The sequence below is a fragment of the Luteimonas sp. KH_071 genome (assembly GCF_057838005.1).
This window is the reverse complement of record NZ_CM174458.1, coordinates 187,694-201,514: the sequence shown is the minus strand read 5'-3', so window position 1 is coordinate 201,514 and position 13,821 is coordinate 187,694. Positions and strand designations below refer to the sequence as shown.

The 13,821-nt window shown below is 67.0% G+C and carries 15 protein-coding genes and 1 pseudogene; 14 read left to right on the top strand and 2 right to left on the bottom strand.

What is annotated here, in order from left to right; all coding sequences use genetic code 11:
- The first annotated feature begins 22 nt into the window (after window positions 1-22).
- The 8 genes and pseudogenes from AC3IRM_RS00915 (at window position 23) to AC3IRM_RS00880 (ending at window position 5,668) form a co-directional block, all read left to right on the top strand.
- On the top strand, window positions 23-1,132 hold the full coding sequence (locus AC3IRM_RS00915; protein WP_489204470.1) for a sensor histidine kinase: 1,110 nt from the start codon (window positions 23-25) through the stop codon (window positions 1,130-1,132).
- A 3-nt stretch (window positions 1,133-1,135) separates the two neighbouring features.
- Window positions 1,136-1,732, top strand: a complete 597-nt coding sequence (locus AC3IRM_RS00910; protein ID WP_489204469.1) for a response regulator transcription factor — start codon at window positions 1,136-1,138, stop codon at window positions 1,730-1,732.
- Entirely contained in the window at window positions 1,725-2,789 is a 1,065-nt protein-coding gene (sctQ, locus tag AC3IRM_RS00905) for a type III secretion system cytoplasmic ring protein SctQ (RefSeq protein ID WP_489204468.1), read from the top strand. The genes AC3IRM_RS00910 and sctQ overlap by 8 nt, the downstream gene beginning before the upstream one ends.
- Window positions 2,790-2,792: 3 nt before the next feature.
- A pseudogene (locus AC3IRM_RS00900) lies at window positions 2,793-3,005 on the top strand (flagellar biosynthetic protein FliP); the annotation flags it as partial.
- The gene (locus AC3IRM_RS00895; protein WP_489205964.1) at window positions 2,994-3,800 is read left to right on the top strand and encodes an EscR/YscR/HrcR family type III secretion system export apparatus protein; all 807 of its coding nucleotides are present in this window, start codon (window positions 2,994-2,996) and stop codon (window positions 3,798-3,800) included. The pseudogene AC3IRM_RS00900 and the gene AC3IRM_RS00895, both read left to right, overlap by 12 nt.
- Window positions 3,797-4,063 (top strand): type III secretion system export apparatus subunit SctS, encoded by a 267-nt coding sequence (gene sctS / locus AC3IRM_RS00890; protein WP_232117257.1) that lies wholly within the window; start codon window positions 3,797-3,799, stop codon window positions 4,061-4,063. The genes AC3IRM_RS00895 and sctS overlap by 4 nt, the downstream gene beginning before the upstream one ends.
- On the top strand, window positions 4,063-4,848 hold the full coding sequence (gene sctT / locus AC3IRM_RS00885; RefSeq protein WP_489204467.1) for a type III secretion system export apparatus subunit SctT: 786 nt from the start codon (window positions 4,063-4,065) through the stop codon (window positions 4,846-4,848). The genes sctS and sctT overlap by 1 nt, the downstream gene beginning before the upstream one ends.
- A 676-nt stretch (window positions 4,849-5,524) precedes the next feature.
- Entirely contained in the window at window positions 5,525-5,668 is a 144-nt protein-coding gene (locus tag AC3IRM_RS00880; RefSeq protein ID WP_489204466.1) for a hypothetical protein, read from the top strand.
- 105 nt (window positions 5,669-5,773) lie between these two features.
- Here the strand turns inward: AC3IRM_RS00880 and sctU are convergent, their stop codons facing one another.
- On the bottom strand, window positions 5,774-6,997 hold the full coding sequence (gene sctU / locus AC3IRM_RS00875; protein ID WP_489204465.1) for a type III secretion system export apparatus subunit SctU: 1,224 nt from the start codon (window positions 6,995-6,997) through the stop codon (window positions 5,774-5,776).
- Between the two features lie 263 nt (window positions 6,998-7,260).
- Here sctU and AC3IRM_RS00870 point away from each other — a divergent pair, with 263 nt between their 5' ends.
- The 5 genes from AC3IRM_RS00870 to AC3IRM_RS00850 all read left to right on the top strand — a co-directional run bounded on the left by AC3IRM_RS00870 (window position 7,261) and on the right by AC3IRM_RS00850 (window position 12,602).
- Complete coding sequence (locus AC3IRM_RS00870) at window positions 7,261-7,575, top strand: hypothetical protein (RefSeq protein WP_489204464.1); 315 nt, start codon at window positions 7,261-7,263, stop codon at window positions 7,573-7,575.
- An 87-nt stretch (window positions 7,576-7,662) separates the two neighbouring features.
- Entirely contained in the window at window positions 7,663-8,331 is a 669-nt protein-coding gene (locus AC3IRM_RS00865) for a hypothetical protein (RefSeq protein ID WP_489204463.1), read from the top strand.
- 65 nt (window positions 8,332-8,396) lie between these two features.
- Window positions 8,397-9,320, top strand: a complete 924-nt coding sequence (locus AC3IRM_RS00860) for a hypothetical protein (RefSeq protein ID WP_489204462.1) — start codon at window positions 8,397-8,399, stop codon at window positions 9,318-9,320.
- Between the two features lie 43 nt (window positions 9,321-9,363).
- Complete coding sequence (gene plsB / locus AC3IRM_RS00855; protein WP_489204461.1) at window positions 9,364-12,102, top strand: glycerol-3-phosphate 1-O-acyltransferase PlsB; 2,739 nt, start codon at window positions 9,364-9,366, stop codon at window positions 12,100-12,102.
- Between the two features lie 113 nt (window positions 12,103-12,215).
- Window positions 12,216-12,602 (top strand): SH3 domain-containing protein, encoded by a 387-nt coding sequence (locus tag AC3IRM_RS00850; RefSeq protein ID WP_489204460.1) that lies wholly within the window; start codon window positions 12,216-12,218, stop codon window positions 12,600-12,602.
- A gap of 150 nt (window positions 12,603-12,752) precedes the next feature.
- Here the strand turns inward: AC3IRM_RS00850 and AC3IRM_RS00845 are convergent, their stop codons facing one another.
- Window positions 12,753-12,968, bottom strand: a complete 216-nt coding sequence (locus AC3IRM_RS00845; RefSeq protein ID WP_489204459.1) for a YdcH family protein — start codon at window positions 12,966-12,968, stop codon at window positions 12,753-12,755.
- 158 nt (window positions 12,969-13,126) lie between these two features.
- Here AC3IRM_RS00845 and bamE point away from each other — a divergent pair, with 158 nt between their 5' ends.
- On the top strand, window positions 13,127-13,723 hold the full coding sequence (bamE, locus tag AC3IRM_RS00840) for an outer membrane protein assembly factor BamE domain-containing protein (RefSeq protein ID WP_489204458.1): 597 nt from the start codon (window positions 13,127-13,129) through the stop codon (window positions 13,721-13,723).
- Window positions 13,724-13,821: the final 98 nt, after the last annotated feature.

Below are 13,821 nucleotides of genomic sequence, written 5' to 3'. Positions count from 1 at the left end.
GTCAAACGATGTTCCGCAGCGCATGACGCCGCCGACCGGAAGCCGGCGCGCAGGCCCGGCGCGCGCCGCCCCCACGGGCGCCGACGATGGTGCGAAAGCGCTGACCGAAGTGCTTGAAGCAGTGCCCTTCGCATGCGCCGCCTTCGACCGCGGCACCGGCGTGCGCGTGGCCGCGAACTGCCGATTCGAAGGTGATCTGGGCACACTGCCGGGCCATGCGCAGCGCGACGCCTTGCTGGCGACGCTCTACGGCGACGTCACCGGCGACGCGCGCGGCGAAGAGGTGCGGGCGCCCGGCAGCGGGCGCTGGTATGCGCTGCACTGGCGCGACCTCGACTGCGGCGGACGGGCCCTGTCACTGTTGACGGCGGTCGACATCAGCGAGCGCATCGAGACGCTCGACTCGCACAAGTCCCAGCAGGAAAAACTGCTGTTCACCTCGCGGATGATGTCGGTCGGCGAGATGGCTGCGACTCTCGCGCATGAGCTCAACCAGCCGCTCGCCGCGATCGTGAACTATCTCAACGGCAGCCTGCGTCTGGTCGACCAGGCCGGCGGGCCGGTACAGGTCGAGCGCGCCTTGCAGGCCGCCCGCACCCAGGCCGAGCACGCCAGCGCGGTGATCGCACGCGTCCGCGAGTTCGTTCGTGCGCGCGAACCGCGGCGCGATGCACAGGATCTGCCGTTGATCGTCGACACCGTGCTCGAACTGCTGCGGCTGGAGGCCGAACGCCTGCAGTTGCGCGTCGAGCTGGCGCTGGCGCCGCAGTTGCCGCAGGTCTACGCCGACCGGGTCATGGTCGAGCAGGTACTGCTGAATCTGGTCAAGAACGCGATCGAAGCGATGCGTGAAGTGCCTGCCGCGGAGCGCGGCCTGCGTATCGAAGCGCGGGTCAGCCTCGATGGCGACGTCGAAGTGCGCGTCTGCGACCGCGGCCCGGGCCTGAGCCAGGCGGAGAGCGAACAGCTGTTCTCGCCGTTCTACACCACCAAATCGGATGGCCTGGGCATCGGCCTGGCCATCTGCCGTTCGATCATCGAATACCACGAAGGCCGTCTGTTCTTCGAGGCCAGGGATGGCGGCGGTAGCGTGTTCGGATTCACGCTCCCGACCCCGGACAGGAGGATCTGACGCGTGACCGGTATCTGTGTCTATCTCGTCGACGACAACGACGGCTTTCGCGACTCCACTGCCTGGCTGCTCGAGACCGCAGGGTTCGAAGTGCGCGCGTTCGCATCCGGCGCGGCGTTCCTCACCGTGTTCGACAGCACCCGCCACGGTGACGGCGAATGCCTGGTGTCCGATATCCGCATGCCGGAGATGAGCGGTCTGCAATTGCAGGACGAACTGCTTCGCCGCGGCTCCACGCTGCCGCTGGTGTTCGTGACCGCCCACGGCGACGTGCCGCTGGCGGTCGAGGCGATGCGCAAGGGTGCGTCGAACTTCCTCGAAAAGCCTTTCAGCGACGATGCCATCGTCGATTCGATCCGCAACGCACTCAGCCGCGAACGCACGCAGGCAGGCTCGCCGCAAGGCGCCGCGCTTGCCAAGCTCAGCCCGCGCGAGCGGCAGGTGCTGGACCTCGTCGTCGCCAGCAAACCGAACAAGATCATCGCCGACATCCTCGGCATCAGTATCAAAACCGTCGAACTGCATCGGGCCAACATGATGAGCAAACTCGGAGTGCGATCCCTCCCCGAACTGATGAAGGTGGCGCTGGGTCATGGCTGACGCGAACGCTGTCACGCTTGCGCACGCGTCCTCGCCGGCGCCGCTGCGCGAGCGCCTGCCACGGCTCTCGCCCACCCAGGCCGACACCCTCCGCGGCCTGCACGCACGTGCCCGGCAATGGCACACGCCGACCGGCTTGCTGCGGCTGCGCAGCGGCCGTGCACCGGACGTTGCGACCATCGACGGCGGCGTCTTCGAGCTCGATGCGGACGGCACCCGGCTCGCGCTGCACCTCGCGTCCCCGCCGCGCATGGACGACGATGGCCTGCACTGGCAGGACCGCCGTGGCCGGGGCCGCGTGCTCGCCTGGAGCCTGGCGCACGAAGCCACGCTGGTGCAGATCAGCGAAGCGCTCGGCACCTCGCTGTTGCCGCTTCCGGATGCGCCGCTCGAAGCGCCCTCTGGCGACGCGCTCTGGCTGGAACTCGATTTCACGCCCGCCGACGGCGGTGGCGTGGTCAGTGGCGCCCTGCGCGCGCCCGCGACCTGGCTGCAGGCCCTGCTCGCACGCACGGATGCGGATCCGCGCCCGCCGATCGATCCGGGGCACTGGCGCCAGTTGCCGGCGGTCGTGACGATCGCGATCCCGGCGCCCCCGCTGACGCGCGCCGACATCCAAAGCCTGCGGCCGGGTGACGTGATCGTCGTCGGCCACGTCAAGATGCCCCCGCTGCACGCCAATGCCGTCGGCCTGCGCTGGCCGGTCCGATCCGGACCGGACGGCTGGCGCATCGACGGTCCGCCCACCCAACGCCCCCGCCACCAGGAGACGCCCCGCATGAGCGAGACCGACGCCACCGAAACGCCGCAGACCGAAGACACGCCCGCCGTCGAGGATCCGTCCGCTCGTCTGCCGGTCGAGGTCGAATTCGACGTGGGCAAGGTCGAACTGCGCCTGTCGGACATCGCCGGCCTGCAACCGGGTTATGTGTTCGCGCTGCCGGCGCATCTCGAAGGCGCCAACGTCACCATTCGCGCCAACGGCCGCGTCGCCGGACAGGGCGAACTGGTCGCGGTGGGCGATACGCTGGGCGTCCGCCTGCTGTCGTGGAGCTGAGGCATGGATTTCAGCACGTTCTCACCCGCCCTCGTCCTGGTGACGGTGGTCAGCCTCGCGCTGGCCCCGTTCGTGGCGGTGATGGTCACCTCGTTCACCAAGATCGTCGTGGTGCTGAGCCTGCTGCGCAACGCGCTCGGCTTGCAGCAGGTGCCGCCGAACGTGGTCATCAACGGCCTGGCGATCGTGCTGTCGATCTATGTCATGTATCCGGTGATCCTCGACGTCCAGGACGCGGTCAATGCGCGCCTGGAAGGTCGTCCGCCGCCGGCTTCGGTGCAACGCCAGATCGAGGCGCGCGCGGAACAACAGGCGATCCGCGAAGGCCGACCGATCGATGTGCGTCCCGCGTCCACGCCGACGCCAGCAGAGACCGATGCGCCGTCGGCGCCGACCAGCCCGGCCGCTGCCGATGCGCTCGCCGCGGAAGCGCAGGCCCAGGGCACGCCGGAAAGCGTCGATCCAATGTTCTCCAGCGTGCGTGGGGGCTCGAGCAACGATCCGCGTGATGACGCGCCAGCCGAGCAGCCAGGCGGCCTCGCCGAAGAAGTCACCGGTGGCAGTCCCGGCACAGGCGGCGCCGCGCCGGCGGCGGCAGGCGGCAACTTCGACACCAATCGCATGCTGCTGATGATCGACGCCGGCAAGGAACCGCTGCGCACCTTCCTGATCCAGCACTCCAGTGATTCCGAACGCGCGTTCTTCCTGCGCAGCGTGCAGCGCATGCTGCCGCCCGAGCGCCGCGACGGCCTGACGCCCGACGACTTCATCGTCATCGTGCCGGCCTTCACCGTCAGCGAGCTCACCGCCGCGTTCCAGATCGGCTTTCTGATCTTCCTGCCGTTCCTGATCATCGATCTGGTGGTCGCCAACATCCTGCTCGCGCTCGGCATGATGATGCTGTCGCCGACGACGGTCTCGCTGCCGTTCAAGCTGCTGTTGTTCGTGCTGATCGACGGTTGGGCGAAGCTCGTGCACGGCCTCGTGCTCACTTATGGAGTGACCACATGAGCGACGTGCTGGAATTCACCAAGGAAGCGCTGTGGCTGGTGCTGCTGCTGTCGGGCCCGCCGGTGGCGGCAGCGGCGCTGATTGGTCTTGTCGTCGCGTTCCTGCAGGCCGCCACACAGTTGCAGGAGCAGACGTTCCCCTACGCGCTGAAATTCCTGGCCGTCGTGATCACGCTGTTCGTCACCGCCTCGCTGATGGGCGGCACGTTGTATGTGTTCGCCGACCGCATCTTCATCGATTTCCCCGGCCTCGTTCGACGCTGATGGACTTCGGCACGAACCCGATGCTGGCGCTGGCACTGACGCTGCCGCGCATCGCCGGCGCCTTCCTGATGCTGCCCCTGCTGACCACCGAAACGGTGCCGGCGATGGTGCGCAACAGTTTCATGGTGAGCCTGGCGATCGTCGCGATCCCGATCGCGCTCGCGGGCGCGCCATTGATCGAAGCGGCGGGCACCTCGCACTGGTCGTTGATCGTGCTCAAGGAAACCTTCATCGGCATCTCGATCGGGTTCTGCTACGGCATCGTGTTCTGGGCGATCAGCTCGGCCGGCGTGATCATCGACACCCAGGTCGGCATGTCGATGGCGCAGATCTTCGATCCGATCCAGGGCCACCAGACCTCCCTGCACGGCGAGTTCCTGTCGCAGTTCTCGACCTGGCTGTTCATGGCCAGTGGCGCCTTCATCGTGTTCCTCGATCTGCTGATGACGAGTTACACGGTCTGGCCCGTGATGAGTTTCTTCCCCGATCTACGCATGAGCGGGATGGCGTTGTTCGTGGGGCAGTTCGGCTATCTGATGACCGCGATGCTGCTGATCGCAGCGCCAGCCATGGTGATCCTGCTCGTGATCGACCTGTCCTTCGGCCTGGTCAACCGCTATGCCCCGCAGCTCAACGTGTTCGCGCTGACGATGCCGATCAAGGCGTGGCTGGCGACGGCGATCATGCTGTTGATGATCGGGGTGTTCGTGGAGATCGTGATGACGCGGCTGGTCGACAACAGTGGTTTGATCGAGGCGCTCAAGCACGCGTTCAGTGCGACGTAGGCGCCGACGCTTCGACGCGCGCGCGTGCGCACGTGCGCTGAGCTTCGGTTCTGACGTGAGCTCTGGCTCTGAACTTTGCTTCGGCTTCGGCTTCGGCTTCGGCTTCGGCTTTGGCTTTGGCTTTGGCTTTGGCTTTGGCTTTGGCTTTGGCTTTGGCTTTCAGCTTTTGACTTGAACCGAGCCGTAAAGCGAGCCGAGCATCGCAGGGCGGCGGGGTCGAAGAGCAGCCCATGTCTGAGCGCAGCGAGTTTGGGCTGCGGAACCGTGAAGGTCCCAATGTGCCCCGTCGCCCGAGAAGCGCAGGGGACCGCCGCGGCTGTATCGCGGCGGATCGCGTCCGGCGAAGACGGTTTTGCTTACTTTTGCCAAGACAAAAGTAAGCCGCGCGACAGCGCGGAAGCCCTGTCTTTGATCTTTGCTCCCGCGTTCGATCCATAGTTTTTGTCCGGAAGATCAGAGTCGCAAAGCGACGAGCGCAAGCAAGTGCAGGGCTTTCGCCCGCTGCGCGTGCGAGTCCCTTTTGGATGGACCCAAAAGGAACCAAAAGGTCCCTTCGCCGGACGCGAGCCGATGCGATACAGCCGCATCGGTACCCTCCGCTCCTCGCCTGACGCGGCACGCAGCCCAAACTCGCTGCGCTCAGACATGGGCTGCTCTTCGGCCACGCCAGGCTCCGGTGCTCGGCTCGCTCTACGGCTCGATTCAAATCAAAAGCACGAGCAAAAGCGAAGTCAAAGACAAAAACAAAGGCAACGGCAAAGGCAAAGGCAAGGGCAAGGGCAAGGACAAAGACAAAGACAAAGACAAAGACAAAGGCTAATGGCCGAAGCAGCCGCAAAAAGCGAAAATCCCGCAGCAACGCGTGCCGGGCGCGCCCGGAAAGAGCTGAAAAGGAAAAGCGGCGCCTCAGCGCCGCAACACATTTTTATCGCATTGGATCCCGCGGATCCTCGAACCGCACCGTCACCGACGGATCTTCTACCAGCGGCGGCGGCAACGCTTCGGGATCAGCCAGGCCGATCTCCTCGCGCATGTCCGGCGGCGGGTCGAATTCCGGCGGCTCCGGGCGATGTTCGCCCATGCGCACGCCTTCGGCCCAGTACAGCACCTGCGCCACGGCTTCGAAGAAATCGTCGCTGATGTAGTCGTCGATCTCGACGCGCGCATTGAGCCCGCGGGCGAGCGGGACGTTTTCCAGGATCGGCACGCCGGCTTCCTCGGCGACGCGCTTGATCTCTTCGGCGACGTGGCCTTCGCCCTTCGCGACGACGAGCGGCAAGTCGTCGCCCTGTTCGTACTGCAGGGCGACGGCAATGTGGGTGGGATTGGTCACGATGACATTCGATCCTCGAACGGCGTTGAGCATGTTCTGTTGCGACCACTCCTGGTGCAACTGCTTGCGCCGTTGCTTCACATAGGGGTCGCCTTCGTTCTCCTTGACCTCCTGCTTGATGTCGCGGCGGCTCATGCGCAGCTTCTTCATGTAGGAGTACTTCTGGTACGCAGCGTCGACCGCGGACACGAAGAAGAACACGAAGATCGTCCAGATGCCGATCCATTTGAGCGCATGCCAGATGGCGCTGCCGATGGCGGGCGGCTGCGCGAACGGCAGGTGCAGCAGGCTGGGCAACATGCCCCACAACACGAATCCGCCGATGGTCAGCAGCGCGACGCTTTTGAGAATGCTCTTGATCAGCTCGACGAGGTTGTCCATCGAGAACATCTTCTTGATGCCGCTGACCGGGTTCATCTTCGACAGGTCCGGCGTCACCTTCTTCATCGACAGGACCGGGCCGACCTGCAGGAACTCGACGATCAGCGCGAGCAACACCGCGAGCAGCAGCAGCGGCAGCGTGACCGCCAGCAGCGTCTGCGCCGCCAGCGGTCCGATCGTCCGCAGCGCGATGTCGAACGGCTGGTTCATGACGTGCAGGCTCTGATCGAACAGGCCGCTGATCCGCCTGAACATGTACCCCATCAGCATCCAGCCACCGGCCAGCCAGCCCATGATGAGCACGGTGCTGGTCAGCTCCCGGCTCTTGGCGACGTTGGCGTCCTTGCGCGCGTCCTTGAGCTTCTTGCTGGTCGGTTTTTCGGTTTTGTCGGCGCCCTCGTTCTCTTCGGCCATCCGCACTCCGATCGATCGCATGCGCGCGGTGTCGCGCGTCTGGCCCGAGGCTAGCACGCGTCAGTGACGCGTCTGTTCGAACCGCACGACGCACACAGGCACGAGGAAGACGTGGCTGCGGGCGTCCCTGTCGAACCGGTATTCAGCCGCAGGGCCCGGCCCGCGCGGATTTGTCGGCACCCTAGGGACAGCCCGAGATAGCCGTTCCATGGCACCGGCGTTACAGTCCCGCCATCGCCGCAGAAGCGGTCCAGTCCCCCAAGGGTTTTCAGGCCTCCGTTCCGATGAGCAGCATTCCGTCCGACGTCAGTTTCAATGCCGCCAGCCTCGATCGGTTGGGTGGGCATGTCGCGTTCGACGATCTGCGCCAGCAGCCGGATTCAGGGCTTGCGCTGCCGGACGGGGGCTATGCGGACACCGCGCGCGGGCCGCAGGCTGATCCGGGTGAGGATGTACTCAATGTCGCCGCTTGGGATGGCGTTGCAGCCGGTAATCGCCAGTTGCCCGGTGATCTGGCCTTCGAAGCACGCCTGTCCGCGATCGACCTGTCGCAGGCGGCGGATCAGGCCACCGACGCGATCCTCGACGCGCTGGGCTGATCTGTTTGCGCAGGCCCGGCCAGCAGGCTGGGTTAAAGTCCGGGCGCCTCGACTCCTGTGCCCGACGCCGCTCCCACAATGAATGCCGTGCCTTCCGCGCAATCGCTGCGCGCCGCCGCCGATCGCATGGTGTCGGCGCTGGCGGCGCACGCCGATCCCGAGTACCGCCTGACCGTGCTCAAGCGGCTGGTGCGTCGGCTCGGAGAAGACCGCTATCCGGTGTTCCTGCGCCTGCTGGGCGTGGTGGCGGAAAGCGACGACACCCGGGCACAGCGGCTGCTGGCCGATACCATCGGCGCCGCGCTGCGGCGCATGGATCTGCCCGGCGGCGCGCTGAGTTCCTGGGGCGCGACCCGCCTGCCCGACAGCGCTGCGCCGGTCTCGGCCAGCGATTTTTCGGGCCAGTTCTTCGGCGGCACACCGCGCCGGATGCTGGGACCGGTGGAATACCTCACCGTCTGGCACCTGCAGCGCACCCAGCGCACGGCGCTGTCGGCCGAGACCTTCCATACCAGCCTGTCGCGCATGATCGCGCTGCTGAACCAGTCCGAAGACGCACGCACGCTGTATCCGCAGAAGCTGGCCGTCGACGCGCAGAACGAGCTCGAGGGCGCCTACACCCGTGCGACCCGCGAGCGGCTGGCGGCGATCGCGACTGCCTGGAAGGCCGGCCGCAGCCCGGACGAGATCGCCCAGGCCGCGCTCGATGCCCGCGCCACCGACACGCCGCACGGCTGGGTGCTGCGCGACCTGTGACAACGCTTGTCCGGTCATCGACCGGCTTGCAAGATGGGATGTCCGGCTTCACAGGAATCCATCGCATGTCCCTCCCCGCCCGCTCGCCCGACGCGCGCTGTCGACGACGCCGCGCCCGCGCCGTCACGCTGCTGCTGCCGCTGATGCTGTGGCTGGCCGCCTGCCAGCGCGAAGAGGCGGCCGAGGCGGCACCGGCCGTCGGTGCGGCGACACCGGTGGAAGCGGTGACCCTGCTCACGGCGCATCTGCGTGCCGGTGACCTGGCGGCATTCGCGCGGGACGCGGCCACGCCGGAGCTGCTGCCCGAACTCGACGCCGCCTGGCGCGCCGGCCGCACCCGCTGGCCGCTCGACGAACTGCCGTTGTCCGCCCAACTGCCATCGGTGCTCGCGGCGCTGAGCGCCCCGCAGGCGGAGCGCGTGCTGCTGCAGACCTTCAACCGGCAGTTCGCCGGGGCCGAGCGTGAGATGCGCTCTGCCGCGGTCGGCCTGGGCGGGTTCGCCATCCAGTATCTGGAGCAGGGCGGCGACTTCAGCGAGGACGAGCGTGCGCATTACACCCAGCTGATCGCCGCGGCCAGCGAATGGGCCAATGCCGCGCCGCTGGCCGACCGCACGCGCGCACGGGACACGATCGCCGCGCTGGTGGCCGCCGCGAAAGAAGGCGGACTCGCCAGCGACGCCGCCCTCGGCGCCGCCGGCATTCAGGGCGGGCTGACCCGGCTGTCGCCCCTGTTCAACGCCGGCAAGCTGCGGCTGGCCGCCTATGGTCTGGACCTGGACCAGACCTTCGATAGCGTCGCAGCGACGCTGGACAGCCAGACCGGCGACACCGCGCGGGTGCGCATGCGCTATTCGCTGGCCGGCCAGCCGGTCGATACGCTGATCGCCGTCGAACGCCATGACGGGCGCTGGTACGTCAGCGATTTCCTGGCGCACGCCCGTCAGGCCGCGGCGGCGCCTGCCACTGCCGCACCGGCGGACCCTTGAGTGACCACCGGCGGGTGCGGTCCGGACGGGCCGCTTGGGCATAATGCCGACGATGCCTGACCAACCGACCCTCGAGTTCCCGGACGGCGACACCACCGGGCGCCCCGACCAGCGCCCGGCCGACGCCGCGTCTTCGCCCGCGACGGATCTCCCGCGCGCGGAGGACGCCGCGACGTCCGCGCGCGATGCGACACCCGCGGAAGACGCACCGACCGCTGCCTCGCTCGCAACGGTGGCCTTGCCGGTGCCGCTGGCCGCGCCGCGGCGCGCGATGCGCCGCCCGTGGTGGGCGAGTCTGCTGGGTTGGCTGATGCGTCCGTGGATCGGGCTGAAGGTGGAGCCGCAGACCCCGGAAACGCTGGTCGACCACCGCCCGGTCTGCTACGTGCTCGAGGACTACGGCCTGTCGAACGCGCTGATCCTCGAGCGCGCGTGTCGCGAGGCCGGTCTGCCCTCGCCGCTGCAGCCGCTGCCTGGCGATCCACTCGGCCGCAAGCGCGCCTATGTCGCGCTGTCGCGGCGCAACGCCGGCGGCGCCCTGGCGATGGCCACCGGCCAGCCACAATCGAAAGCGACGCACTCCGAATCGCTGGCGCGCCTGCTCGAAGCACATCGCCGCGATCAAGCACTCGACGTGCAGGTCGTGCCGGTCTCGATCTTCGTCGGCCGCTCGCCGGACAAGAACAACGGCTGGTTCGCGGTGCTGTTCTCCGAGAACTGGACCATCGTCGGTCGTTTCCGGCGCCTGCTGGCGATCCTGCTCAACGGCCGCGACACCCTGGTGCGCTTCGCCGAGCCGGTCGACGTGCGCCCGCTGCTCGCCGAAGGTCTCGATCCCGAGCGCACGGTACGCAAGCTTTCGCGCGTGCTGCGTACCCACTTCAATCGCATGCGCGAAGCGATCATCGGCCCGGATCTCTCGACCCGCCGCCTGCTGGTCGACAAGGTGCTGGCCTCCCCCGCGGTCAAGGATGCGATCGCCGACCAGGCGCGTCGCGACAACAGCAAGCCCGAAGACGCGTGGAAGAAGGCCCACGCCTACGCCTACGAGATCGCGGCCGACTACTCGCACCCGGTCGTGCGCTCGGCGAGCTACCTGCTCACCACCGTGTGGAACCGCATCTTCCGCGGCGTGCTGGTGCACCACATCGACACGCTGAAGGCCGCCGCGCCCGGGCACGAAATCGTCTACGTGCCCAGCCACCGCAGCCACATGGATTACCTGTTGTTGAGCTATCTGCTCTACAACCGCGGCATCGTGCCGCCGCACATCGTCGCCGGCATCAATCTCAACCTGCCGGTCATCGGCACGATCCTGCGCAAAGGCGGGGCGTTCTTCATCCGCCGCTCGATCCGCGGCAATGCGCTGTATTCGACGGTGCTGGCCGAGTACGTCGCCCAGCTCGTCGCCGGCGGCTATTCGATCGAGTACTTCGTCGAGGGCGGACGTTCGCGCACCGGACGCCTGCTCGCCCCCAAGGGCGGCATGGTGTCGATGACGCTGCGCGCGTTCCTGCGCCAACCCACCCGCCCGGTGCTGTTCCAGCCAATCTATGTCGGCTATGAAAAGCTGATGGAGGGCGGCAGCTATCTCGACGAGCTGTCGGGCAAGAGCAAGAAGAAGGAATCGATCTGGCAGCTGCTGTGGAGCATTCCGCAGGTGCTGCGTTCCAACTACGGCCAGGTGGTGGTGAACTTCGGCGAGCCGATCGCGCTGGCCGATGTGCTCGCCGAGCACGCGACCGGCTGGGACGGCAATGCGGTCGCCGACAGCGAGCGACCCGAGTGGCTGTCGCGTACGGTCGATGTGATCGCGCAGAAGATCAACGTCAACATCAACCGCGCGGCCGACGTCAATCCGATCAACCTGCTGGCGCTCGCCCTGCTGTCGACGCCGAAGCACGCGATGGGCGAAGCCGACCTGCTCGCGCAGATCACCTTGTCCAAGCAGTTGCTGGTCGACGTGCCGTATTCGGATCGCGTCACGGTCACCCCGCATACGCCGCAGGAAATCGTCGCGCATGGTGAGGAGATCGGCGTGCTCGAGCGCGTCGCGCATCCGCTCGGCGACGTGTTCCGCGTCGACGACGAGAAGTCGGTGCTGCTGACCTACTTCCGCAACAACGTGCTGCACCTGTTCACCGCCTCGGCCTGGATCGCGTGCTGCTTCCTGCACAACCGCCGCATGAGCCGCCAGACGCTGCTGCGTCTGGGCCGCACGATGTATCCCTTCCTGCAGGCCGAGCTGTACCTGCCGTGGGACGAGGACACCTTCGCCGAGCGCATCGCGCTGACGCTGGAAACCTTCGAGCGCGAAGCGCTGCTCGAGCGCGTCAGCGACGAGGACGACGGCATCTACGCCCGCAACGCCGGCCAATCCGATGAGGTCTTCCGCCTGCGTGCACTGAGCCACCCGCTGCAGCAGGCCTTCGAGCGCTACTACATCGCGATTTCCGTGCTGGCCAAGAACGGCCCCGGCACGCTTGGCGCCGGCGAACTGGAAAGCCTCTGCCAGCTCGCCGCCCAGCGCCTGTCGCTGCTGTACGCGCCGGCGGCCCCCGAGTTCTTCGACAAATCCCTGTTCCGCGGCTTCATCCAGAAACTCCGCGAACTCGGCCTCGTCAAACTCGACGGCAACAGCAAACTCGTCTTCGACGACCGCCTCGCCAACTGGGCCAAAGACGCCAAGGTCATTCTCGGCCGCGAACTGCGGCACTCGATCGAGAAGGTGAGCCCGGAAGCGGTGAAGCCCGCGGAGCCGGCGGTCGCCATCGCCGAGTGAAAGCGGCTCGTCGGGTGCAGGCATGAATCGAGCCGACCTCGACCGTGTGGACTGCGATGCTTCCAAGCGTGCGTCCGGGGCTGCTGCCAGTCGCGCTGCACGAGCAACCGGCGATGCGTGATCCGTCCACCGCTGCAGCACGACGCTGGCGCGTGGTGGCCGGCCATACGAGTGAATATCCCGAGCCGATCACCTTCCCCGCAGGTGCGCCACTGGCTGTGGGCGAACGCTACGCGGGCCCTGAAGGCTGGGAAGACTGGTGGTTCTGCGAAGCACCCGGGCAGAAGGGCGGTTGGGTGCCGGCACAGGTCATCGAACGGGTCCCGGATGGGAGCGCCCGATCGCGTGAGGCCTATACCGCGCGCGAGCTGGACGTACGCATCGGCGACGTGCTGACAGGTACGCGGGCGCTCAACGGATGGCTATGGGCCTGCGCTGTGGACGGTTCCCAATCGGGCTGGGTACCGCTGACGAACCTGGTGGCATTGCCGGAGGACTGAGCGCGCGTAGTGGCTGGGACCGTATCCCGTGCGAATCAACCGGACCCGATCGGGAGACATGGCGTCCGGTCGGAAGCGGGGTCAACGGCGCGATCAGATGATGGCGTCCTCGACACCACGGTCGCACAGGCGCTCAGCCACACAGTCGGCTTATGCCGGCTCGTCAGGAATCAGGTCCGACTCCAGCCGGGCGATGCAGTCCTTGAGCTGCAGCTTGCGCTTCTTCATGCGCTGCATCGCCAGCGCTTCGGGCGCTGGCGTGGCCTGCAGTTCGGAAATGGTGCGGTCGAGATCGCGATGCTCGGCGCGCAGCCGCATCAGCAGCGCGCTCCGGGTCTCTTCGATGTCGGGCGTGTCGTTCGACATCCGTGCAGCTTATCGCAACATTGCGACCGCCCGGGTGCTTGGCGCGGCGCGGGGCCGCTGCAACAATGCGCTGCGCCGAACGGGGACCGGCGCGACGACGGCGGAGGCCGCGTGCTGTCCATCCGCGGCAGCCCCGGCCGCTTCGCCAAGGAACCAGGATGTCCCTACGATCGAATCGCCGCGCACCTGCGCGCATCGCCGCGTCGCTGCTCGCCCTTGCCGCGCTCGCGGCCACCGCACAGAGTTCCGCACAGGAGAAGTACGACGGCTATCTGTGCTGCAACCTGCGCAGCGACGGCAGCTGGATCAGCGACAGCAACTACGCCGAGAACGGCAAGCGAGTGATTCCGGTCGGCACGCCGACCAGCGTGACCGGCTATGGCCGCCACCGCGTCAACGTGCGCATCGACGGCGCGAAGCAGTCGATCGGCAATGACTACAGCCGCGACATCGCCCTGCCCGACTTCGCGAAGCGCTACGTGGTGACCGAGGATCCGGCAGCGAAGATTGCCACGTATCCGGCCAAGATCCAGGAGGCGATCAAGCGCGCGAAGATCACGCCCGGCATGACCCGCGAGCAGGTGCTGATGTCACTGGGCTATCCGATCAGCAGCGAGAACCCGGATCTCGACGCGGAGCTGTGGCGTTACTGGATGAGCAGCTTCGCCGAGTTCCAGGTGCAGTTCGACGGCAGCGGTCGGGTGCGTGAGATCACCACCGATCCCAATACGCGCAATCTGGTGTGGGTGCCTTGAGGCGGCTGCGTTCGGCTTGATGCAGGTGTGAGAAGACAGGCGCCGGAAGGCGCCTGTTCTCATTCCGGGGGCGAGGCGTCTGAAGGTTCTGCGCGCCA